22 protein-coding genes and 1 pseudogene are annotated in these 20,006 nt (G+C 37.7%); 8 read left to right on the forward strand and 15 right to left on the reverse strand.

Annotated features, from left to right (window positions below):
• Window positions 1–83: 83 nt before the first annotated feature.
• From sigB to A3GQ_RS0119290, 9 genes are all read right to left on the reverse strand, one after another.
• Window positions 84–869: an RNA polymerase sigma factor SigB gene (sigB, locus tag A3GQ_RS0119250; protein WP_028778447.1), complete on the reverse strand. Its 786-nt coding sequence runs from the start codon at window positions 867–869 to the stop codon at window positions 84–86.
• Entirely contained in the window at window positions 835–1,290 is a 456-nt protein-coding gene (rsbW, locus tag A3GQ_RS0119255; RefSeq protein WP_037465574.1) for an anti-sigma B factor RsbW, read from the reverse strand. The genes sigB and rsbW overlap by 35 nt, the downstream gene beginning before the upstream one ends.
• 204 nt (window positions 1,291–1,494) lie before the next feature.
• Window positions 1,495–1,845, reverse strand: coding sequence for a type II toxin-antitoxin system PemK/MazF family toxin (locus tag A3GQ_RS0119260; protein ID WP_028778449.1), 351 nt, complete (start codon window positions 1,843–1,845; stop codon window positions 1,495–1,497).
• 5 nt (window positions 1,846–1,850) lie between these two features.
• Window positions 1,851–2,102 (reverse strand): CopG family ribbon-helix-helix protein, encoded by a 252-nt coding sequence (locus A3GQ_RS0119265; RefSeq protein ID WP_051272116.1) that lies wholly within the window; start codon window positions 2,100–2,102, stop codon window positions 1,851–1,853.
• Window positions 2,103–2,338: 236 nt separating this feature from the next.
• The gene (alr, locus tag A3GQ_RS0119270) at window positions 2,339–3,517 is read right to left on the reverse strand and encodes an alanine racemase (RefSeq protein ID WP_028778451.1); all 1,179 of its coding nucleotides are present in this window, start codon (window positions 3,515–3,517) and stop codon (window positions 2,339–2,341) included.
• 78 nt (window positions 3,518–3,595) lie between these two features.
• Window positions 3,596–4,597, reverse strand: coding sequence for a LolA family protein (locus tag A3GQ_RS0119275; protein ID WP_028778452.1), 1,002 nt, complete (start codon window positions 4,595–4,597; stop codon window positions 3,596–3,598).
• 623 nt (window positions 4,598–5,220) lie between these two features.
• Window positions 5,221–5,574, reverse strand: coding sequence for a holo-ACP synthase (gene acpS, locus A3GQ_RS0119280; RefSeq protein ID WP_028778453.1), 354 nt, complete (start codon window positions 5,572–5,574; stop codon window positions 5,221–5,223).
• Complete coding sequence (locus A3GQ_RS0119285; RefSeq protein WP_028778454.1) at window positions 5,574–6,671, reverse strand: ABC transporter permease; 1,098 nt, start codon at window positions 6,669–6,671, stop codon at window positions 5,574–5,576. Before A3GQ_RS0119285 ends, acpS begins: the two co-directional genes overlap by 1 nt.
• Window positions 6,671–7,582 (reverse strand): ABC transporter ATP-binding protein, encoded by a 912-nt coding sequence (locus A3GQ_RS0119290; protein WP_028778455.1) that lies wholly within the window; start codon window positions 7,580–7,582, stop codon window positions 6,671–6,673. Before A3GQ_RS0119290 ends, A3GQ_RS0119285 begins: the two co-directional genes overlap by 1 nt.
• Before the next feature lie 305 nt (window positions 7,583–7,887).
• Here A3GQ_RS0119290 and A3GQ_RS0119295 point away from each other — a divergent pair, with 305 nt between their 5' ends.
• Both A3GQ_RS0119295 and A3GQ_RS0119305 read left to right on the forward strand, forming a co-directional pair.
• Window positions 7,888–8,340, forward strand: coding sequence for a DUF2269 family protein (locus tag A3GQ_RS0119295; RefSeq protein ID WP_028778456.1), 453 nt, complete (start codon window positions 7,888–7,890; stop codon window positions 8,338–8,340).
• Between the two features lie 399 nt (window positions 8,341–8,739).
• Window positions 8,740–8,928: a hypothetical protein gene (locus tag A3GQ_RS0119305; RefSeq protein ID WP_028778457.1), complete on the forward strand. Its 189-nt coding sequence runs from the start codon at window positions 8,740–8,742 to the stop codon at window positions 8,926–8,928.
• 48 nt (window positions 8,929–8,976) lie between these two features.
• On the opposite strand, the gene A3GQ_RS0119310 is transcribed toward A3GQ_RS0119305, so the two are convergent.
• The 4 genes and pseudogenes from A3GQ_RS0119310 to A3GQ_RS0119320 form a co-directional block, all read right to left on the reverse strand.
• The gene (locus tag A3GQ_RS0119310; RefSeq protein ID WP_028778458.1) at window positions 8,977–9,204 is read right to left on the reverse strand and encodes a copper ion binding protein; all 228 of its coding nucleotides are present in this window, start codon (window positions 9,202–9,204) and stop codon (window positions 8,977–8,979) included.
• Between the two features lie 210 nt (window positions 9,205–9,414).
• Window positions 9,415–9,681: a phosphocarrier protein HPr gene (locus A3GQ_RS0119315; RefSeq protein ID WP_028778459.1), complete on the reverse strand. Its 267-nt coding sequence runs from the start codon at window positions 9,679–9,681 to the stop codon at window positions 9,415–9,417.
• Window positions 9,682–9,929: 248 nt separating this feature from the next.
• A pseudogene (locus A3GQ_RS28090) lies at window positions 9,930–10,057 on the reverse strand (family 1 glycosylhydrolase); the annotation flags it as partial.
• A gap of 40 nt (window positions 10,058–10,097) precedes the next feature.
• Window positions 10,098–11,045: a helix-turn-helix transcriptional regulator gene (locus A3GQ_RS0119320; protein WP_028778460.1), complete on the reverse strand. Its 948-nt coding sequence runs from the start codon at window positions 11,043–11,045 to the stop codon at window positions 10,098–10,100.
• Between the two features lie 355 nt (window positions 11,046–11,400).
• Between A3GQ_RS0119320 and A3GQ_RS0119325 the strand changes: the two genes are divergently transcribed.
• The 3 genes from A3GQ_RS0119325 to A3GQ_RS0119335 all read left to right on the forward strand — a co-directional run bounded on the left by A3GQ_RS0119325 (window position 11,401) and on the right by A3GQ_RS0119335 (window position 13,424).
• The gene (locus tag A3GQ_RS0119325) at window positions 11,401–11,631 is read left to right on the forward strand and encodes a hypothetical protein (protein ID WP_028778461.1); all 231 of its coding nucleotides are present in this window, start codon (window positions 11,401–11,403) and stop codon (window positions 11,629–11,631) included.
• Between the two features lie 100 nt (window positions 11,632–11,731).
• Entirely contained in the window at window positions 11,732–11,938 is a 207-nt protein-coding gene (locus A3GQ_RS25010) for a hypothetical protein (protein WP_028778462.1), read from the forward strand.
• 130 nt (window positions 11,939–12,068) lie between these two features.
• Window positions 12,069–13,424, forward strand: coding sequence for a class III lanthionine synthetase LanKC N-terminal domain-containing protein (locus A3GQ_RS0119335; protein ID WP_028778463.1), 1,356 nt, complete (start codon window positions 12,069–12,071; stop codon window positions 13,422–13,424).
• 526 nt (window positions 13,425–13,950) lie between these two features.
• On the opposite strand, the gene A3GQ_RS0119340 is transcribed toward A3GQ_RS0119335, so the two are convergent.
• Together A3GQ_RS0119340 and A3GQ_RS0119345 are read right to left on the reverse strand one after the other, a co-directional pair.
• On the reverse strand, window positions 13,951–15,477 hold the full coding sequence (locus tag A3GQ_RS0119340) for a tripartite tricarboxylate transporter permease (protein ID WP_028778464.1): 1,527 nt from the start codon (window positions 15,475–15,477) through the stop codon (window positions 13,951–13,953).
• 15 nt (window positions 15,478–15,492) lie between these two features.
• Complete coding sequence (locus tag A3GQ_RS0119345) at window positions 15,493–15,942, reverse strand: tripartite tricarboxylate transporter TctB family protein (RefSeq protein ID WP_028778465.1); 450 nt, start codon at window positions 15,940–15,942, stop codon at window positions 15,493–15,495.
• Window positions 15,943–16,214: 272 nt separating this feature from the next.
• Here A3GQ_RS0119345 and A3GQ_RS0119350 point away from each other — a divergent pair, with 272 nt between their 5' ends.
• From A3GQ_RS0119350 to A3GQ_RS0119360, 3 genes are all read left to right on the forward strand, one after another.
• Complete coding sequence (locus A3GQ_RS0119350) at window positions 16,215–17,834, forward strand: ATP-binding protein (RefSeq protein WP_028778466.1); 1,620 nt, start codon at window positions 16,215–16,217, stop codon at window positions 17,832–17,834.
• A complete protein-coding gene (locus A3GQ_RS0119355) occupies window positions 17,835–18,515 on the forward strand; it encodes a response regulator (RefSeq protein ID WP_028778467.1) in 681 nt (226 codons plus the stop codon).
• A gap of 120 nt (window positions 18,516–18,635) precedes the next feature.
• Complete coding sequence (locus A3GQ_RS0119360) at window positions 18,636–19,649, forward strand: tripartite tricarboxylate transporter substrate binding protein (RefSeq protein ID WP_028778468.1); 1,014 nt, start codon at window positions 18,636–18,638, stop codon at window positions 19,647–19,649.
• Window positions 19,650–20,006: the final 357 nt, after the last annotated feature.

Here is a 20,006-nt window from a genome sequence, read left to right on the forward strand (position 1 = left end):
TATTATCATTCACCATGCCTTAAGGCATGGGATATAGGATTCCGTCAAGAAGGGAATCCAACCCAGAAACCTTTGTCTACCTATCAGATGATTTCAGACAAATCCATTCGGATGGTTTGACGAAGTTTTTTGAGTGCTCTACGTTGCAAACGAGACACATGCATCTGGGAGATACCTAAACGATCTCCAACTTGTTTTTGACTCAAGTTTTCAAAGAAGATTAACTCCAAAATTTCCCTTTCTCTGCTACTTAGCACCTGAAAGATTTTTTCGAGTAATAACTTTTTATCAATTTTTTCAAACGCCTCATCCTCTGTACCCACTAAGTCAAATAAAGTAAGTGGATTTCCTTCTGATGAAGATTCAATTGGAGAGTCCATGGAAATAGCTTGGTAACTTCTCCCCATTTCCATCGTTTCGAGTATTTCTTCTGGTGTCACTTCCAGGTATTCTGCAATTTCCGTCACCATTGGTGAACGCTGTAGATTTACCGTTAGCTGTTCCACTGCTTTTTTTATTCGCGGTCCAAGTTCTTTTATCCTTCGAGGGACATGGACACTCCAGGTTTTATCACGAATATGCCTTTTCACTTCCCCAACAATAGTAGGGACTGCAAAGCTTTCAAAACTTCGTCCAATTTCTGGATCATAACGTCTAATAGCAGCAAGCAAACCGATCATAGCTACTTGTACAAGATCTTCATACAATTCTTGCCCGCGTGAAAATTTGTAAGCGACTGATTCAACTAAGTCGCGAAATTGGGTGACTAGCTGTTCCTGGGCTTCTCTATCTCCTTCCCGCCTATACCGATCGACTAGTTCAATAATTTGATCTTCATCGAGTCGGGTAGGATGCGGGCGACCCGGCATGCTCCTCCACTCCATTCTCTTTTATAAATTTAGTAAGCTTAACCACTACCCCTCCTTTTTCTTGGACATCAACTTGATCCATCAATGACTCGATGAAATATAGTTCTAAGCCTTGTTCTCGTAATGTTTTTAATTCTTCATTTTCTAAATCTTGTTCATTTACACATTGATCTGTCACTTCTATTTCGAGGCGATTGGAGAAGATATTGCAACATACTTTAATGTCTCCTTCTCCATTGGTATATTGTGCGTCTACTGCATTTGTACAAGCTTCAGATACTGCTAATTTTAAATCCTCAATATCATCATAAGAAAAACCCATCCGATTGGCAATCCCAGATACCGCTAAACGGGCGATACTGACAAAATCAGTTTTGGCAGGAATTACTAAATTGACCAGATCAAGGGGTTGTTCCTTCATCTCCATTCATCCTCCTGAGGGTTTCAAATTCAAAAACCTTTGATTTGTTTTTCTTCATTCTCTCCAAGACGATTAGTGCACATGCTTCCATTCCTAATTTCAAAGTGTTAAATATCATAGATGAATTCACAAGATCATTTCCCCGTAAAGAAATGTTATAAACATAAAAAAAAGCAGGTGACTATCACCTGCTAAAAATATACATTAAAAATCAATAAGTCCTAAACTTATTTGAAGTGCATCATTTACTCTGCTCATCATTTCATCATCAAGATGAGTAATTTTATCTGTTAGCCTCTGCTTGTCAATCGTCCGGATCTGTTCCAGTAAAATGACCGAATCTCGATCAAAACCATATGCTTTAGCATCGATTTCCACATGGGTAGGCAACTTGGCCTTTTGAATCTGGGCAGTAATCGCGGCGACGATCACAGTGGGGCTAAAGCGGTTACCTATGTCGTTTTGAATAATCAAAACAGGCCGAACCCCACCTTGTTCGGATCCGACCACAGGGGAAAGATCAGCAAAATATACATCGCCACGCTTTACAATCAAGATACCTACACCCCGCTAACCAAACGATCCAAGGTACAATCCGCTTCCTCTTCTGCTTGGAAAGCTTCGTGGGATATCCCTAGATTAATGCGAGCCATTTCCATGTACCCTTTTTTCATCATTTCTCGAATGAAGCGTTTTTTTCTCTCGCGGAGATATAGCTTCATCGCTTGACGAACAAATTCGCTTCGATTGGAGTTATCCTGTTCTACCAAACCATCCACTTCTTGAAGCAAATTTTTCGGTAGGCTGATCATGATTCTCTTGGTACTAGACAAAATATGTGCACCCCCAACCAATCTACACCGTTAGCGATATTTAGCAAAACCTACATTTTTTACTGTAATGTCCCTATAACACCACATAATACTACCATTATGTTGATTGGAACGCAAAAATATACGATAGGTAACATCGCAAACAAAAAAACATTCCTATCAAATATAAAATAGGCCATAATAATTTCTATTCGAGCAAAGAAAGAAAATTCCTTCTATCTTTCGGCTTTTCCATGAGAATGGAGAATGTTACGTGTTGAGATCTGTTCACCATGTTCAAAGTATAAACGAGGTATTCTGCTTCCTAAGCGCGTTACAACCTCATAATGAATCGTATCGAGTTGATCGGCTATTTCATCAGCTGTAATTTCTTGATTTTCTTGTTTGCCTATTAATACAACTTCGTCCCCTATAGAAACAGGCATTGCGTCATTTACTCGTAACATAAGTTGATCCATACATACTCGCCCAATAACAGGAACACGCGTACCATTCACCAATGCGATTCCTTTATTTGAAAGCTGTCTGGAAATACCATCAGCATATCCGATTGGAATCGTAGCTATCCACTCATCATGGGAAGTTGTATATGTTTTCCCATAACTGACTCCCGAACCGCCTGGCAAACATTTGACTTGTGTAATAGAGGACTTAAGGCTCAATGCTCGCTTCAATTGCACTTGTGGATTAGAAACATCTTGGAATCCATATAGACTAATGCCTATGCGCACTAAGTTACAACATTTTTGCTTCAGACGTAAAGTTGCAGAACTATTTGCAGCATGCCTTAGTGGAATTTCTATACCTAATTGTTTTAATTGTTGTAAAATCCCCTCAAATTGCGTCAACTGTAGATCAAAATAATCAGAGTGTTGATCATCAGCTGTAGCAAAATGAGTGTATATCCCTTCTAATTCCACTGATTCTCTTTTTTGAATCTGGTGGATAAAGGAAATCACCTCTTTAGGCGGTATACCTAATCGTCCCATACCGGTATCTACCTTTAGATGAATCTTTGCCTTTTTCTCTATCTTCTCTGCGACATCTGCAATCTGCTTCATGTGCTCCAAGTCATACACAGTTAAGGTTAGATCAGCTAACAATGCTGCTTCTATCGCATAGGGAGGAACATAACCAAAGACAAGAATAGGAGCTCCTATCTGTGCTTCCCTCAACTGAATGCCTTCATCTACAAATGCCACCCCTAGGTGAGTTGCACCTGCTGATAATGCAGCCTGAGATACAGTAACAGCCCCATGTCCATATGCATCTGCTTTCACAGCAACAAGAATATTTGTATCTGTAGATAAAACTTGGCGAAACTGAGTAATGTTGTGTTTAATTGCATCGAGGTCCACTTCAATACGTGTATCTCGATAATAAGAATGTTCCACTCCAGCTCACCTCAGCAATAGCCAAATGAAAATAATTAGCCTTATTATAACAAAAATGGCTATGCTATAAAACAAATATTATTTTTCGGTTTGATTTAATATCGAATTAGCAATATTTTGCATTTCGTCAATTGGAAGTTTTCCTACCAATTCAAAATCTTTCCCATCTACTGTCCAAGACAGATGTTGTTGATCGGCAATTTCCATCCATACAGCTGCTGCCTCATGTAAATCAATAGGATCACCTTTTAAAGAAGTGCTAACCTCTCTACTTTTTGCATGTCTTTGTGTCAAGGTAAAAGGCTGTTTACCCATAAATCGCATTACAACAACAGGACCTTTTAAACCTTGGATCGTCTCTTCATCTACCAACCTACTTCCTTTTGGTAAATATCCAGGTGTAACGGCTGATAATGTTTTAGGAGAATCGGCCAAAGTTTGCTTGGTGTTTTCTGGCATCCCACGCAGGTTTCGTTCCATTTCAAATGCATCTTTGTCAAAAGTTGTATTTAATTTAAATTGATCGTATTTCACTTGCACCATCACTCTATTGTTCTCATCCAAGATGTGAACCCGCTTTGGCAAATAATCTTGATCTAACCAAATTTGTTGTTTTACCCATGTACGGTGATAATCATTATTGGTTGCTACTTCAAAACGATAATCATTCTTCTCTGCTTGAAAATGTCTTTTTGGATCCGTTATTACATTTTGTAATATGGATTGATACAAATAAACCTGCCCACTGTTAAGTGGCCAATCACTTTGAAATCGAAAACTTTTTTTCAGATGCGGTGTTAGTACATAAACCCCATTTTTGTTTTTTAATAAGATTTGCGTAATATTTTTTTTGGTATTGGTAAGTGCGACACGATAAAGATTTGGTTTTTGATACCAGACTTCGATATCAATCGATTGTGGCTCTTGCCCGTTGTTTATCGTCATTGTGCCGTGACTAGAATAGGACTCCAAATGCTGAGAACGATCTGTTAAATCATCAATGACATCTTTTGAATCTTTTGGTCCACAAGCAGTGAGTAATATGAACAAACAAAGCACACTAGCCCATTTGATTTGCAATTCCTCTCCCCCTAACCATTTCCCAGGAAATAAAACCCTTGTCTATCCGCTATTTGGTACATGTTTATGCTTGTATCAGTAGATTAGAAGTGTTTGTGCTCCCTTTCTTTGAATTCACCTACAAATGGGACTTTTCATTCTGGTTTATTTAAAATAAACTTGATGCAAGTGTCACTGTTTCGAGGAAAGGGTTAGACGTGAGATGGAAAGTTGATCCTTCTCCCTCTGGGATCTTCCTGTATCCCGATGGAAAGTACAGTTTCAAGGTGGAGCTATATGGAGAGACGATCCTCCGACGAACACGAAGGAGGAAAATTGCAGACTGCCGCCTTTTGCGGCCTCGTAAGCGCAAGACGATTCTCTATCTGGGGACTACAGGCTTCATCCCATGGAATCAGGTCAGACTCGTCATCCGATCGATTCCAGGAGGTAGGGCGGTCAAGGTTTACGACGGCTGGAAGCTGATCAGGACTTTCATCGCCCCCGAATCCACCTGATTCCTTGTGACGATTGCTGGAATTCAGATTACTTTCTGATCCAGCATGAAGACTGCTTCTTTCGAGATCCACATGGAACTCAAAAGAAGCAGTCTGTCGTTTTGTAAATAAACGTGTTCCTATGTTTTAATTTCTCTCCAAAACTACCATCGCCACAGCATATTGTTCACTATGGGAAATAGACAAATGTATGGTAGGTTTATTTTCGCTGTCCTTCCAATTTGCCTTGGGCGCCCCCAATTCATCACGCAGAATCTCCACATCATGAAATGCAAATTTGGCACCTATACCTGTTCCTAATGCCTTGGAAATCGCCTCTTTAGCAGCAAATCTACCTGCGACAAACTCCTTTTTTCGCTTTTCTTTCACCGGAATGATAGCCTGTTCTTCCTCTGTCAGTATTTTTTTTATCAATCGGCCCAATCCCACTTGCTCCATCCGAGATAATTCCACTATATCTGTACCTATTCCAATAATCATCACTTCACATCCCATCGAAAGGTAAGTGCTGCTACTGTGAATGATACGATGAACCATGTTAAGAGAATCCATAATGGTACTTGGAGGGTTGCAAAGGTAGCTCCATTATTCATAACTCCACGAAGAGCAGTCGTTAAATGTCCAATTGGTATAGCTTGGACCACGATCTGCAAAAAATCAGGGAGCTGTCGTACTGGAAAGAAAATGCCTCCGATAAACATCATGGGAAAAGAAATCAGCCCTGCTATTGGTGACGCGCTTTCTGGAGTTTTTGCCAAACTAGCCACAATAAATCCAATGGACATAAAGGTGAGTGTTCCAAGCAACACAAAAAATAGTAATGTGCCCCAGCTACCATATACATTTACCCCAAATATAAAATGAGCAATCAAAATGACAACAAATGCTTGAACCACATTAATTAAAATTCGTGCTGTCATCTGACCAGCGATAAACGTCCCACTTGATAAGGGGGTACCCTGCATCCTTCTCAAGATAGATCGTTCCCTCCAAGAGGCTATCTGAGCGGCGACTCCATTTAAATTGTTACTCATAATCAATAAAGCTAAAATACCAGGAACCAAGAAATCCATATATTTTAACTGGTGGGTAGAAATACCTTTTTCCTTTATGTCAATTCTCGGTTGGAAATTCACTATCTTTTTATTGATTTCATCAATCGTACCTGCCACAATTGCTGTTCCGATCTTACTGGTAGATAGATTACCTTGATCTTGATAAACTGTTACAACTGCTTTTTCTGTCTTACTTGCCATTGCAGTACCAAAACCTCTGGGGACTACAATTACCATTTGTAATTCATTCTTTTTTAAACTTGCTAATGCATTTTTTTCTGATTGGTCCACTGTCGTGACTCCTGGTGCTTTTTTTAATGCTTGTACCAATTCTTTCGAAGAAACAGAGTTATCTCGATCTATAATACTAACTTCTAATGCAAATTGTTCGTTATCGCCGCCCAACAATGTCCCCAATGCAATCATCATAAAAACAGGTAATAACAGAGACCAAATAAAACTGTTTTTATTTCTTGCAAACAAGAGTAGTTGAGCTTTTACTAGCTGCAAATAGGCTTTCATCACTGGCTCAACCTCTTTCCTGTATGCTCTAGAAACACATCTTCAAGTGTCGCTGTCCTTGTTGAAATTCCATCAAGAGGAAACTGATATGAATTTGCTAAAGGAATCAGATCTTGAAGTGTCTCTGCTAATTGATCTGTATGTAGTTGGATCAAATTTTTTTCTAATCTGACAACCTTTTTTACACCTGCTAGAGTAGAAAATTTTTCGTCATATGCTCTATCTATTAATGGAAACTCTACTCGTGAAGTTGTTGCTAATTGTCGTATAAGCTCTCTCGGTGTATCCAAAGCTAATATTTTTCCATGATCCATGATCGCAATTCGATCACACAAAATTTCAGCCTCTTCCATATAGTGAGTAGAGAGAAAAATCGTTCTACCTTCCTCTCTTAACTTCAAAACAATATCCCATAAACTTCGGCGAGCTGCCGGGTCTAGTCCTGTTGTTGGCTCATCCAAAAAAATAACCTTAGGATCATGCACAACTGCAATCGCAATAGCCAGACGTTGCCTTTGTCCCCCTGACAAGTGTTTTACCCATGTCTTTTCCTTCTCTACTAAATCAAACGCAACAAGGAGCTCCTCTACGGTTTGTGAATGAGGATAAAAACTTGCATACAATTCGATACTTTCTCGAACCGTCAAATAATCAAAAAGAGAAGTAGATTGTAGTTGCATTCCGATTTGCTGTTTTAATTTTTTCTTTTGCTTTTTTGCATCCACACCAGCTATCTTGATCTTCCCTTCATCTGAGTCTCGTAATCCTTCCATCATTTCCATCGTTGTCGTCTTACCAGCACCATTTGGACCAAGCATGCCAAAAATCTCTCCCTCTCTTACTTCAAAAGAGATATGATCCACCACTGTTTGATTGCCATATCGTTTCGTTAAATTTTGAACCTGTATCATTTATAAAACCCTCCACTTTATCCATCCTTCCCCATATTACCTATAGCTAAAGGAAAAATGAAGTAACTAAAATGCATGATGTAAATGAAAATAAAAATAAGTAAATATTCCTTTTTTGGTAATTATATATATTTCTAACTGATGAAAAAAGTAATCCTATATTTCCGATGCATGAAAGTCCCTCTTCGGATTCATCACACAGCAATCCTTCTCCAAATGTGGCATCTTTGTTGAGCTTCATGTTAAGATATGATGGACAAAATACGAAACAAATTTACATAGGTTAACAAAGGAGATTTATAAAAATGTGGGATATTAAAATTAGTTTATTTATTCATGTACTCTGTGTCGCAACTTGGTTTGGAGCTACAACATTAATGGCAATGTATCTAAGAAATTCAACTCGTTCCAATGATGAATTGACGATCACCAATTCCCTTGCAACAGCTCACCGCTGGAATCTTACCATGATGATCCCTACTTCCATCCTTGTTCTCATCACTGGAATGTATATGTTAATGTCCTATGATGAAAACAAACCTCTTTGGTTATTGGTAAAAGAACGCCTTGGCTCTGTATTTATCGTTGCTTTCATCTTGATTATTACCCTCTACGGAAAAAAACTTCTAAAATCAGTGAAAGAATCAGCATCAATCAGCACTTCAGCATCGATCGTAAAAAAATACATCATGATTCTCAACTTATCTGTTCTCGTTATGCTCATTCTCATCTTCTTTGTAACGACAAAAATTTCATAAAACATACAATTATAGCTAGCCAATCGGCTAGCTTTTTTTGGTAAAAAAAAGCAAAAAATTCATATTATGTACAAAGCGAGACTAGGAACATAAGCGACTTAGCGTGACTTGTGCCCTTGTCTGAGGTACACAAGTACAATTAAGCCTTTGTAAGTGACTTATAGGAGAGTCAATCTGTGAGTTTTCTTTACTAAATTTGTAAAAATGTGAATATTGCAGATGGGTAATATATGGTTTATCATGAAATTGAAATCATAGCGGGGGTGGGGGATGCTTAATGGAAGAAGATTTTAAAAGTGGACAAGAGAGAAAAGAAGAACTCCAAGAAAAAATTCTTCGGGACATCGAGGATCTAAAGGAAACCACCGACCAAGCAGAAAAAGAGGGTTGGTACTAGCCGTGAGCGATCGTAAAAATTATGAGAAGTGGACAACGGAAGAATTTGTAATCAAACGGGATGGCTTACGAACACGAATAAAAAATGATATTGATTGGTTAGACCAAGTTATTGAACAAGAAGAAAGAGAATTAGCCCAACTTGAAGTAAAAACGAAATCGTTTCTATCATATTTATTTTTACGCAAATAAAATGGGCTGACCAATAGGAAGCCCACTTCACCTTTTACAGCAATACATCTATACACCAACTAATTTCCTCTCTTCTACTACATAACCTTCTTCCTGTATTGCATCTACTATTTGATCCAGATTCACTTTTTGATCATCAAATGTAACAGATACTTCTTTTTTTGCTAACTCAACCTTGATCTCTTTGGTTCCATCTATTTCACCTACAGCTTGCTCAATCGCATGCACACAATGGTTACACGACATTCCATTTACAGATAAAAGTGTTTTAGTCATATCATTCCATCCTTTCAAATAGATAGTAGTTAATTCGGCGATAGTAATGAAAAACCTGCTTATATAACAAAATTATTTTCTTTTAAAGTATGTCCACAACTATGACGATCGCTCTAAGAAAATAAAAATCAAACCACTTCGAAGCGGTTTTCTTTATGTAAAAAACGCTATTCCCAGCTGATAAAAGGGAAAATAGCGTTTTTCGTTTTGTTAATTGGCCATGTTTGAGCTTTTTAATAATTCTTCTAATTTGATGATTGCATCCTCTTCGTCAGATCCTTCGGCTGTAATCTTGATCGTTTCCCCTTTTTTAATACCCAAAGCCATTACACCCATAATAGATTTCAAATTAGCTTTTTTTTCTTTGTATTCTATATTAATTTCCGAACTAAATTTGCCAGCATTGCTAACGAGTAGACTAGCTGGACGAGCATGAATCCCAGCTTCTTCGGTAATCGTAAATGTTTTCTCTTTCATATACATCCCCCTAATATTCTTAAAAGAAATAAAAATTTTTAAAAACAAAAAAAATAAAGTTCTCTGTTTTTCTCTCCGTCTCGACGCTTGATATGTTTTATGTACAATCCTTATTGAGTGAAAGAAATAGCAGGATAGATAAGGTTATTTTAGAGACTATATTTCAGCAAGTAGCTTCTACAACCTTATCCTTCCCTGATATCAAAAAGATATTAGAACTATATAATTTTTGTCCATCATATTAAGTATTACAGTTCTTGATCATTAGATGCAACAACATTTTTATACCAATTGAAACTAGCTTTCTTTTTCTAGCCAATGTACCGCTTCCATTATCGTCTTTATCTACAAAAATAAAACCATAACGTTTGCTCAGCCAATACAAATAAAACAGATATCGACATAAGATAGCTGTTTTATTTGTATTGTTGCATCATCTCTATCAGCATCTCTTTGATCTTATCAATCAAAATAGAAGGTTTTTTTACCATTGCATCCTTTCCCAATCCAATAAAAAATTTTGCAAAAAATGGGATACTTTGTGGATCGATTTGATTTTCTAACCAACCTGAACCGTCTTCGCGTATATTCACATTAATATGACGCCCCAATTCGGTTTCACATTTTTGCACACCTTCGCGATTTAACTCCACATACAAACGTAATGGAGTTTTCTTTTCTTTGGTAATAGCTATTCGGTTTCCTAGATGAATATCACGTAGATCTATGGGATCAGTAGTAGAGAGTCGAATCTCCGAAGAAATCTTGTCACAGCGGAACAAGCGATAGTCTTTACGCATAAAACAATAAGCTGGACAATACCACAATCCGCTACTTGCATATATTCCTATTGGCTGAATCTCTCGAGATAATTTCCCAGACTTTGATTCATATTCAAAACAAACTACTTTTTGCTGAACTGCTGCATCCAGTAAAATTCCAAGATAGGGTGATTTAACTTGCCTTACTGGAATGACAAAATCAAAGCGATTCTTCATTTGATCAATGCGATCTCTTACATCCCCAGGCATATAAAAATAAAATTTTTTTAAAGCAGCAGAAGTCTCCGTTTCAAATGGTAAGGATGAGTAATGCCGCAAAGCATGACTGGCAAAAAAAATAGCAACAGCTTCTTCTTCCGTAAAAGCGATTGGAGGCAAAACTCGTTCATTTAATACTTGATACCCACCATGAGGCCCCACTTCAGAATAAAGTGGAACACCTAACCCACTTAACTCCTGTAAATCTCTGAGAATAGTCCTTGGTGATACATTAAAATCGTTTGCTAGCTCCTTAACTGTGAACTTACGCTTTCGGTTAACTGTCATCATCAATTCAATTAATCGATGTGATTTATTGGACATTTCCGATTTCCCTTTTTCATAGCGACATGATTTGTCACTATCATAACTTACTATAAGTATCAAGAACAACGTAAACGAACAGGAGTTGAAAAGAAATGGAAAGACTCTTTCTAGTAGACCACAGATGAAATGTTGAATAAAATCGGAATAGTGTTACTGGCAATACTACTTTGCGGTCTATGGTAGGGATCCTGTCACTGGGCCTTCTTGTTTACAAATTATTTTTCATCATCTATTGACTTAGGACGTCTTTTTAGAGTCGTTGGATAAAAATGCTAAATATTATTAATTGTTGAATAATTTATTTCTATTTTGATAGAATGAACTAGAAGACAAATAAAAGGAGGAATTCCTTATGTCCCCTGAATTAGAACAAGTTATGAATCGTTTAAAAACTGACCTGAGTTTCGCTGCTTCTTATCTTGAGTCCCCAGCAATGGCTTTGAAAGAGTATAAGTTAGAATCTAATGAATACGAAGCATTAGTTGCTCGTGACACCAAAGCCCTGCAACTACTCGGTGTTTCCTACAAGAATGTACGGGCTGGGGAATCAGGGTCCTGCTATAGCAACTCATGCACCAATTAATTCAAGAACAGAGAGATTAGTGCGTGATATCCCTCAAACCTATGGGTTTGGGGGTATCAGTTTATATAGGGGGGTTCTCAACACGAATAAAGTAGTGCCAGTGAACCAGCAACTGGATAATTTGCTAGATCAGTATTCATTTCTAGATGAACGAGAGGGAAATCTGAAGTCAAGTGACTGGGTTCATCACTACCAATTTATTGTTGCGGCTTATACAGTTCATAAAGGACAGCGTCTAACGGTTTCAGAACTATCTAGAATATTCGTAAAAAATATACCTCAGCTTGGAACATTAGCAATGTTATAGGCTCATGGTCTGTATGTGTGTGCTAGATCTTATAAATTTCCTATTTTTAAAGGGGGATTTAACTATTAAAAGCTTATATGAAGAGAAAAACGGTCACTTTATTGCAGCTATTCACTCTTGGGGATTAAAAATGGAAGGAAACCCATACTTTACTTATCCCGACTACTCATCTTCATCTTCAATGCCTCCACAAGGCTTTAAACTCCACATCTCTGCTACCATTGCGAATGCTCTATCTGTAGCTGAGAAAGTAGTACCTTACTTCATAAGTCAAGAAATCAGCTTCAAGATTATCAAGGACTTAATTACCCTCTCAAACTTCAATAAGGGTCTATACGGATATTCGCAAATTGGAAAGTTTATCACTGTCTATCCTAGAGATGGAACTGAATTAGTTAAATTGGTAGACGATCTAAAAGTATTAACACGAGGTGAGTTCGGACCAGAAGTCCCCTCGGATTATCGATTGGGGGATATCTTATATTATCGATATGGTTCTTTTATTTCTAGAGATAAACAGGAGCCCACAGCGTATCTAGTTACTCCTAGTGGTGAAAAGGTAGAAGATCGGAGACTGAAAAAATACGCTATTCCCAGTTGGATCGAAGATCCGATTTCAGACTTGCAATTGCCTGAAACTACTTTTCCACTTCCTGCTAAGTATCTAATTACACAAGTACTAAAAAAGGGTGGGAAGGGATCAGTTTATTCTATCCTTGATTTTTCTTCTCTTCCTCCAGTTTCTCGTGTTATGAAGGAAGCTGTATTGTATGGAAATATGGAAATAACAGGGGTTGACTCGATTTCTCGACTAAAATGGGAAGCCCAATTGTTACGGGAACTTGCTCCAGTTCATTCAGCGTATCCAAAGGTTTTGGATGAGTTTATTTGTGGAGATTATTACTATTTTATTGAGGAGAACAGGGGAAAAAGTTTAAAAGATATTATTATCAATGGCAAAAAAATATCACTTTTACATTCCATTGATTTAGTTCTACAAATCTGTAATGCTGTCCAAGTTGCACATAAAGAAGGTATTATTCTACGAGATCTATCACTTGATAACATTCTATGGGATGGGAAACAAATTAGTCTGATTGACTTAGAATATGCTTATCGAACCGATGGACCAGTATTAAATCATATTGGTACTCCTGGCTTCTCGATTCGACGACAGATGCTTAACCGTTTTCCACCAATTAATCCTACCCATAAACATGATATTTATTCCATTGGATCAATCTGGCATACTTTACTTGCACCACAGTCATATCTAGAGTTTATTCAATCTAATCCTGCATGGAATGAAACCGACAGGGCTTGGGAACGATCAGAATTACCTCCTGAAATTCCAAAAGGAATTCATAAAGTAATCCAGAAATGTTTAACAATAGAGGAGTTTTGTCATTATTCAAATGTGACTTTGCTAATCAAAGATATTCAATATATAAAGGCTCAGAACCAGCAACTGAACGACGAAGTGTAATTTGACCAAAAAATGGATAATAATCCTGCCGACTAGAACAGAACCTTGTAAGAGAAACCACATGATCTCTAAGTATATAGAGGTCATGTGGTTTCTCTTGGAATTCTTTATGATATTAACCGATGACACAACATCGTTTCATGATCCTTTTCCAAGTTTTTTCTTAGTGAAAATTGCATATTTACTAGGCTTCAATACCCAATGATGCCCTTTGTAAATAAAAAATAACACAAGAAGTTTTCTCGTGTTCGTGTTGGGGTGCCACTAATGCTGAAGCTGGTACAGCAAATACACAAGCTAGAGTTGACGGACTAGAGCAGCAACCCTGCCACTGGGCCTACTTGGGACTTAAGAAAACCGGGCAGTAAATTCGATACCAAAGATTACTGCCCAGTTTAGCGTCAAAGGGATTAGTTACCCTTTGAGTTGTCATTCTACGTAAAGCTCTTCATTATCAAACGAAACATCGATTTGCCTTTTATATCCTTGAAAGATTCTACTTTTGGATTATGCACTTCGTAATATATCATCCTTCTTCGTTTACAATGACTTTCTTTCCTCGTAGCTTTAAAAGGATAGGAATGATTAACCATAATGCTGCAATGACCAAAAAGGTAAGTGAAATCGGATGAGTGAGAAAAATACCGTAATCCCCATTTGAGGTAGTTAATGCACGACGAAAGTTATTTTCAATCATTGGACCAAGAACAAGTCCAAGAACTAACGGAGCAAGTGGGAAATCATTTTTAGCTAGGAAGTATCCCGCAATCCCAAATCCTAATAACAAAAATAAATCAAATGTATTCACCTGTACTGCGTATACCCCAAAAATAGAAATGGCAATGATCAACGGAGTCAGATACTTGGGTGGTGTTTCAATAATTTTGGCGAAAATTTTTACTAAGGGCATATTCAAGATTAAGAGCATCAGGTTACCAATAAACATACTTGCGATCAACCCCCAAGCAACTTGTGGATGATCGTTAAAGAGTAGCGGACCTGGTTGTACATTATACATGATTAGAGCTCCCATAAGAATGGCTGTTGTCCCAGATCCTGGTACACCCAATGTCAACATAGGAATCATAGCTCCCCCGGATGCAGCATTGTTAGCAGATTCGGGTGCAGCAACGCCTTCAATCGCGCCTTTTCCAAATTGAGCTCTGTTCTTACTAATTTTCTTTTCCATAATGTAAGAAAAGAAGGAAGCTAATGTAGCTCCTGCTCCTGGAAGAATACCAATAAAAAAACCAAGCAATGAACTTCGGATAATTGGAGCAGAGCTATCTTTTAAGTCTTTTTTACTGGGGATAATTCTACCTACTTTGGCTACATGACCTGTGTTCGTCTCTTTTTCTAAAATTGTTTTAAAAACTTCTCCTAGGGCAAATAAACCAACAGCAATTGTTAAGAATTCTAAGCCTTGATATAGAATGGGCATATCAAAAGTAAATCTAGCGATCCCAGATACGCTATCAATTCCAATAGTAGCTAATAACAATCCAAACACAGTCATCATAAGAGCTTTGGTGATTGATTTTCCAGCTAACCCACTTACCGCACATAGCCCCAAGATCATTAAAGAGAAATATTCAGCAGGTCCAAATTTGATTGCGAGATCGGAGAGTGGTTTTGCTAATAGAACCAATGCGATTAAAGAGATAATACCTGCAACGAAGGAACCAATAGCTGCGATCGACAGAGCGGAGCCAGCTTTCCCTTGCTTGGCTAATTGGTATCCATCCAAAGTTGTGATTACGGATGAAGATTCGCCTGGAGTGTTCAACAAAATAGAAGTGGTTGATCCCCCATACATAGCTCCATAATAAACGCCTGCTAACAAAATGATAGAACTGGCCGCCGCCGATTCCGGACTAGCTCCACTTGTTAATGTCGACATGATTGGGATTAATAATGCTACCCCGCTCATAGGCCCAATACCTGGTAACACACCAACAGCAGTACCGATTAAAACACCAATAAACGCATACAGTAGATTTTCTGGTTGTAAGGAGACTAAAAATCCATTATATAGAAACTCTAGTGTAGTCATTCGATCACCTCCTGATCAAAATAGTGGAAAAGAAGGAAGAGTTCCTTTTAATAAATAGACATATACGTAATAAACACCACCTGAAAATAATCCAGCAATTAGAATGGTCAACAGCCATTTCCCTCTCTCCATGATTTGAAAGGCAATGACTAGGAACAAGAATGTGCATAGTACATAACCAAACCATTCCAAGAGACAAATATACAAAATAGTGATTATGAGAATAATGGAAAAGTTCTTCCAATCAAGTTTTATTCCTTGAGTGGTATCATCCTTATATTGAAAAGTTTCGTAAAAGAGACGGACGCTAAATATAACTAAAAGAACGCCAAGTCCAAATGGAAAAATGTTAGGCCCCACACCGCTCCCATAAGCGGTTTCTGAAAGATTCCTACTCGCAAAGATAAAGAAAACACCAACTAGTACAAACAAAATACTCGCCCAGCGGTCAAAAGATCGATTCATAGTTCACCTACTTCCCACTTGTTTTGTTTAAATAGAATATGGATACAAACAAATGTTAACGCTTTCATTTGGTTTTATCATCATACCTATTTGTTTTGTATTCGACTAGTTATAGTAACTAAATGGAATAAAATACAATAGCTCTATTTTGTTCATTTTCTCCACGAACTGTATTAAACGATTATCATGTAAGATAGAGGAAATTATATAATTCAATTCCAGTATCATTTGTTTTGTTTAGACTATCCTACATAGGTTAGGTTGGTGTAAGGATGAAAAAGAGAGTTTGGAAGCTAGAAAGTAAAATGGTTGCATGGACAAGTCTTTTAATATTATTTATGATGATTGTTTTTGGAGCTTATCATTATTCAAATCTTGTAGAAAATATCGAGGAGCAGATAGGAGAACGAGCTCTTTCGGTAGCACACACAGTAGCTGAAATCCCAGAGATCAAAGAGGCATTTACCAAGAAAGAACCCGCAAAAATCATTCAACCCATTACGGTACAAATTCGTAAAAAAACAGGTGCTGAATATATCGTAGTTGGAAACAAACAAGGAATCCGATATTCTCATCCGTACGCTAATCGGATTGGTAAACAAATGGTAGGGGGAGATAATGCACCAGCTTTAAAACAAGGGAAATCTTATATTTCTAAAGCAGTTGGAAGTCTTGGTTCGTCGTTAAGAGGAAAGGTTCCAATACGGAACAGTCAAGGCGATGTGATTGGTGTTGTTTCCGTCGGTTTCCTGACTCGAGATATTAACCAGCTTATCGAAACCAATTTTCGTGATATTATATTTATCCTTTTATTGTTTTTTTTGATAGGCACGCTTGGTTCTTTTTTCATCGCTAAATATATTAAAATGCTTATTTTTGGTTTAGAACCCAGTGAGATCTCTACTCTATTAAGGGAACGAAATGCAGTTCTTGAATCAGTAAGAGAAGGAATTATTGCTATTAATGCCGAGGGTAAAATCTCGATGATTAACCAAATAGCATTAGAGATTTTTGAAGAAAAATCAGAGGCAAAAGTGTTAGGAGAACCAATTCAGTCCTTATTACCAAATACAAGAATGTTGGAAGTACTAAAACATGGAAAACCAGAATTAGATCGAGAAGTAACAATAAAAGGAAAAAAAGTAATTGTAAATCGACTTCCCATTTTTGAAAAAGATCAGTTGCGTGGAGTGGTCACTAGTTTTCGATTGAAAGCAGATATGGATCAGCTCAACTACCAACTGTCTCAGGTTAAGGAGTATGTAGAAGCAGTACGAGCTCAAACTCATGAATATAAAAATACACTTTACACGATTTCTGGTTTGATTCAATTAGAGTCTTATAAAGAAGCATTACAGCTTATTCAACAGGAAAGTGAAATCCAACAAGATGATATACATTGGTTGAATGATCGTTTTCGAGATCCTTGGCTAGAAGCAATTTTGATTGGTTTTTATAATCGTGCTCGTGAGATGAAAGTTCACTTTTCGATAGATAAGAAGAGTCAATTCACCCATGTTTCATACAATATCCCCCCTTCGGTATTAGTTACAATATTAGGAAATTTAATTAATAATGCAATAGAAAGTGTTCAAGATCAAAGCATACCAGCACCTCAAGTGGAGCTATATATATCAGATGAAAGCGATCAATTATTTACATTTATGGTTTCAGATAATGGAAAAGGGATTTCCACACAAGAGCGACATAAAATTTATCAGACTGGCTATTCAACGAAGGAAAAAAATCAAGTGCATTCCACTCGTGGATATGGATTAAGTAATGTTGTACAGTTGTTACAAGAACATCGGGGTATGATTGATTTACAAACAAGTCGCTGGGGTGGAGCTTGTTTTATTGTTACACTTCCCAAAACGATTGGAGAGGATTAAATGATTGAAGTACTAATTATTGAAGATGATCCACGTGTTGCTGAAATCAATCGCCGCTTCCTTGAAAAAACGGAAGGTTATCAGTTAATCGGCATGGCAAAAAATGGCCAAGAAGGATTGGAAAAACTTGAAATTATGCAGCCACACCTAGTGTTGTTAGACGTTTTTCTCCCCGATTTTAAAGGAACGGAATTGATATGGAAGATTCGTACAGAATTACAAGATACAGATATTATTATGATTACTGCTGCAGGTGAAATGGATACCATACAGGAAGCATTGCGCGGAGGGATTTTTGATTACTTGGTTAAACCTGTGATGTTTGAAAGATTTACACAGAGTCTGGAAAATTATAGAAAATACCGAAAAACCATATCCCAATCGAAAAGAATGGATCAAAGTCAATTGGATACACTTATATTTTCTCACTCTGCACCTTCTGATTTTGTACCATTACTTCCAAAGGGAATTGATCGAATCACACTGAATAAAGTTTTACAGACGATGAAACAAAATAGTAAGAAGGGGCTAACGGCAGAACAAGTGGGGACACAGTTAGGTGTGAGTCGTACAACAGCTCGTCGTTATCTAGAGTACCTTGTGTCGATTCAAAAATTGCAAACAGATCAGCGTTACGGTACCATCGGGCGCCCTGAACGGAAATTTCTCTGGATTTCGTGAACAAAATGTACAAAATAAATATTACCTTTTTAATAATGATCAATAGACATAAACTATTCATTCTAAGAAACCCATATTATGATGCCTATATGAAAGCGTTATCAAAATATAGGGGGATAAATGATGAAAAAAGGGATTCTCCTTACTCTAATCGGTCTTATAGGTCTTACTTCTGCTGCTTGTTCTACCAAAGCTGATTTTGGCAGTGGTTCTGGAGATTATCCACAAAAGCCAATAACGTTAGTTGCTCCTTCGGGTGCAGGTGGTGGATGGGATCAAACCGCAAGATCAATCAGTAAAGTTTTACAAAATAGCAAACTGGTCAACCAAACCATTACGGTAGAAAATAAACCTGGTGGTGGTGGAGCCGTTTTTATGGCTGAGTATGCGACACAATTTAAGAAGGACAGTTATAAACTATTTGTTAATTCTCCGCCAATCCTTATTAACCATTTGAAGAAAGAAGGAAACAGTCCTTTCGGATACCAAGACACGACACCTCTTGCTCAATTGACAAAAGACTATGGTGCATTGGTGGTAACTGCTAATTCCCCTATAAAGGATCTGTCAGGTGTCATTCAAGAACTTAAAAAGAATCCGAAGAAATACACTTTTGCTGGTGGTTCAGCTCCCGGCTCAATGGATCATCTCATCGCTGTTTTACCATCATTCTTGTCTGGAATCAATCCCAAAGTAGTAAAATATGTTTCTTATGATGGTGGAGGAGAGGCGATTACTGCTTTATTAGGAGGAAATGCAGATATCATTGCTACTGATGCTTCTGCTGTTAGTGAATATCTAAAATCAGGGAAGGTTAGAGTACTGGCAGTCACCGCGCCCGAGCGGCTAAAAGGTATCTTAAAAGACGTTCCGACTCTAAAAGAGCTAGGAATGGAGAAAGGCGAATTTACCATTTGGCGAGGCGTATTTGGACCCAAAGAGATGGATCCTAACGCAAAAAAATATTGGAATGAAAAATTAAAAGCCCTCTCTGAAAATCCAAAATGGAAAGAGGAATTGGAAGCCAAAGGATGGGAAAGCGATTATAAGGATGCTGATCAGTTTACAGCGTTTTTACAAGACCAATCCACTCAAATTGCAACTCTATTAAAAGCAATAGGAATGGGTAAGTGAAAATCCATTTACAGATTTTTGCCGACTGAAAGCCCACGGTTTGAATCGTGGGCTTTCAGTCGGCGTTGCTCCAAACCCCAAAAAAGGGGTTGCAAGAGAAACGAATATTTTGTATATTAGAACACATGATCGGTGATCATCCTACAGCTAGTAGGTTTGTTCTTTGAAAATGTAATGGTATAGGGTTTCGGTAGCAAATGGATCGGTCTCCTACCGAGTAAAACCATTAGAGGCAGGAAGAGGACTAGAACGCTGGTAACAGGCGTTCCGCCCATGTGGGTACACTTCTAACTGCATGGGACGGGCTGATGAGACAGCCCTGAACTTGGGAGTTGCACAAAGCAGAAATGGAGTGAG

Origin of the sequence: Shimazuella kribbensis DSM 45090 (genome assembly GCF_000428065.1) — a bacterium.
GTDB classification, from domain to species: Bacteria; Bacillota; Bacilli; order Thermoactinomycetales; family Thermoactinomycetaceae; genus Shimazuella; species Shimazuella kribbensis.

What these genes read in the sequence shown, in the direction of transcription:
- A3GQ_RS0119340 (WP_028778464.1), bottom strand. Translation starts at nt 15,477, where the DNA reads ATGACTACACTAGAGTTTCTATATAATGGATTTTTAGTCTCCTTACAA.
- A3GQ_RS0119320 (WP_028778460.1), bottom strand. Translation starts at nt 11,045, where the DNA reads ATGTCCAATAAATCACATCGATTAATTGAATTGATGATGACAGTTAAC.
- A3GQ_RS0119335 (WP_028778463.1), top strand. Translation starts at nt 12,069, where the DNA reads ATGGAAGGAAACCCATACTTTACTTATCCCGACTACTCATCTTCATCT.
- A3GQ_RS0119315 (WP_028778459.1), bottom strand. Translation starts at nt 9,681, where the DNA reads ATGAAAGAGAAAACATTTACGATTACCGAAGAAGCTGGGATTCATGCT.
- A3GQ_RS0119290 (WP_028778455.1), bottom strand. Translation starts at nt 7,582, where the DNA reads ATGATACAGGTTCAAAATTTAACGAAACGATATGGCAATCAAACAGTG.
- acpS (WP_028778453.1), bottom strand. Translation starts at nt 5,574, where the DNA reads ATGATTATTGGAATAGGTACAGATATAGTGGAATTATCTCGGATGGAG.
- A3GQ_RS0119350 (WP_028778466.1), top strand. Translation starts at nt 16,215, where the DNA reads ATGAAAAAGAGAGTTTGGAAGCTAGAAAGTAAAATGGTTGCATGGACA.
- rsbW (WP_037465574.1), bottom strand. Translation starts at nt 1,290, where the DNA reads ATGAAGGAACAACCCCTTGATCTGGTCAATTTAGTAATTCCTGCCAAA.
- A3GQ_RS0119285 (WP_028778454.1), bottom strand. Translation starts at nt 6,671, where the DNA reads ATGAAAGCCTATTTGCAGCTAGTAAAAGCTCAACTACTCTTGTTTGCA.
- A3GQ_RS0119345 (WP_028778465.1), bottom strand. Translation starts at nt 15,942, where the DNA reads ATGAATCGATCTTTTGACCGCTGGGCGAGTATTTTGTTTGTACTAGTT.
- A3GQ_RS0119355 (WP_028778467.1), top strand. Translation starts at nt 17,835, where the DNA reads ATGATTGAAGTACTAATTATTGAAGATGATCCACGTGTTGCTGAAATC.
- A3GQ_RS0119310 (WP_028778458.1), bottom strand. Translation starts at nt 9,204, where the DNA reads ATGACTAAAACACTTTTATCTGTAAATGGAATGTCGTGTAACCATTGT.
- A3GQ_RS0119325 (WP_028778461.1), top strand. Translation starts at nt 11,401, where the DNA reads ATGTCCCCTGAATTAGAACAAGTTATGAATCGTTTAAAAACTGACCTG.
- sigB (WP_028778447.1), bottom strand. Translation starts at nt 869, where the DNA reads ATGCCGGGTCGCCCGCATCCTACCCGACTCGATGAAGATCAAATTATT.
- A3GQ_RS0119360 (WP_028778468.1), top strand. Translation starts at nt 18,636, where the DNA reads ATGATGAAAAAAGGGATTCTCCTTACTCTAATCGGTCTTATAGGTCTT.
- A3GQ_RS0119295 (WP_028778456.1), top strand. Translation starts at nt 7,888, where the DNA reads ATGTGGGATATTAAAATTAGTTTATTTATTCATGTACTCTGTGTCGCA.
- A3GQ_RS0119265 (WP_051272116.1), bottom strand. Translation starts at nt 2,102, where the DNA reads ATGATCAGCCTACCGAAAAATTTGCTTCAAGAAGTGGATGGTTTGGTA.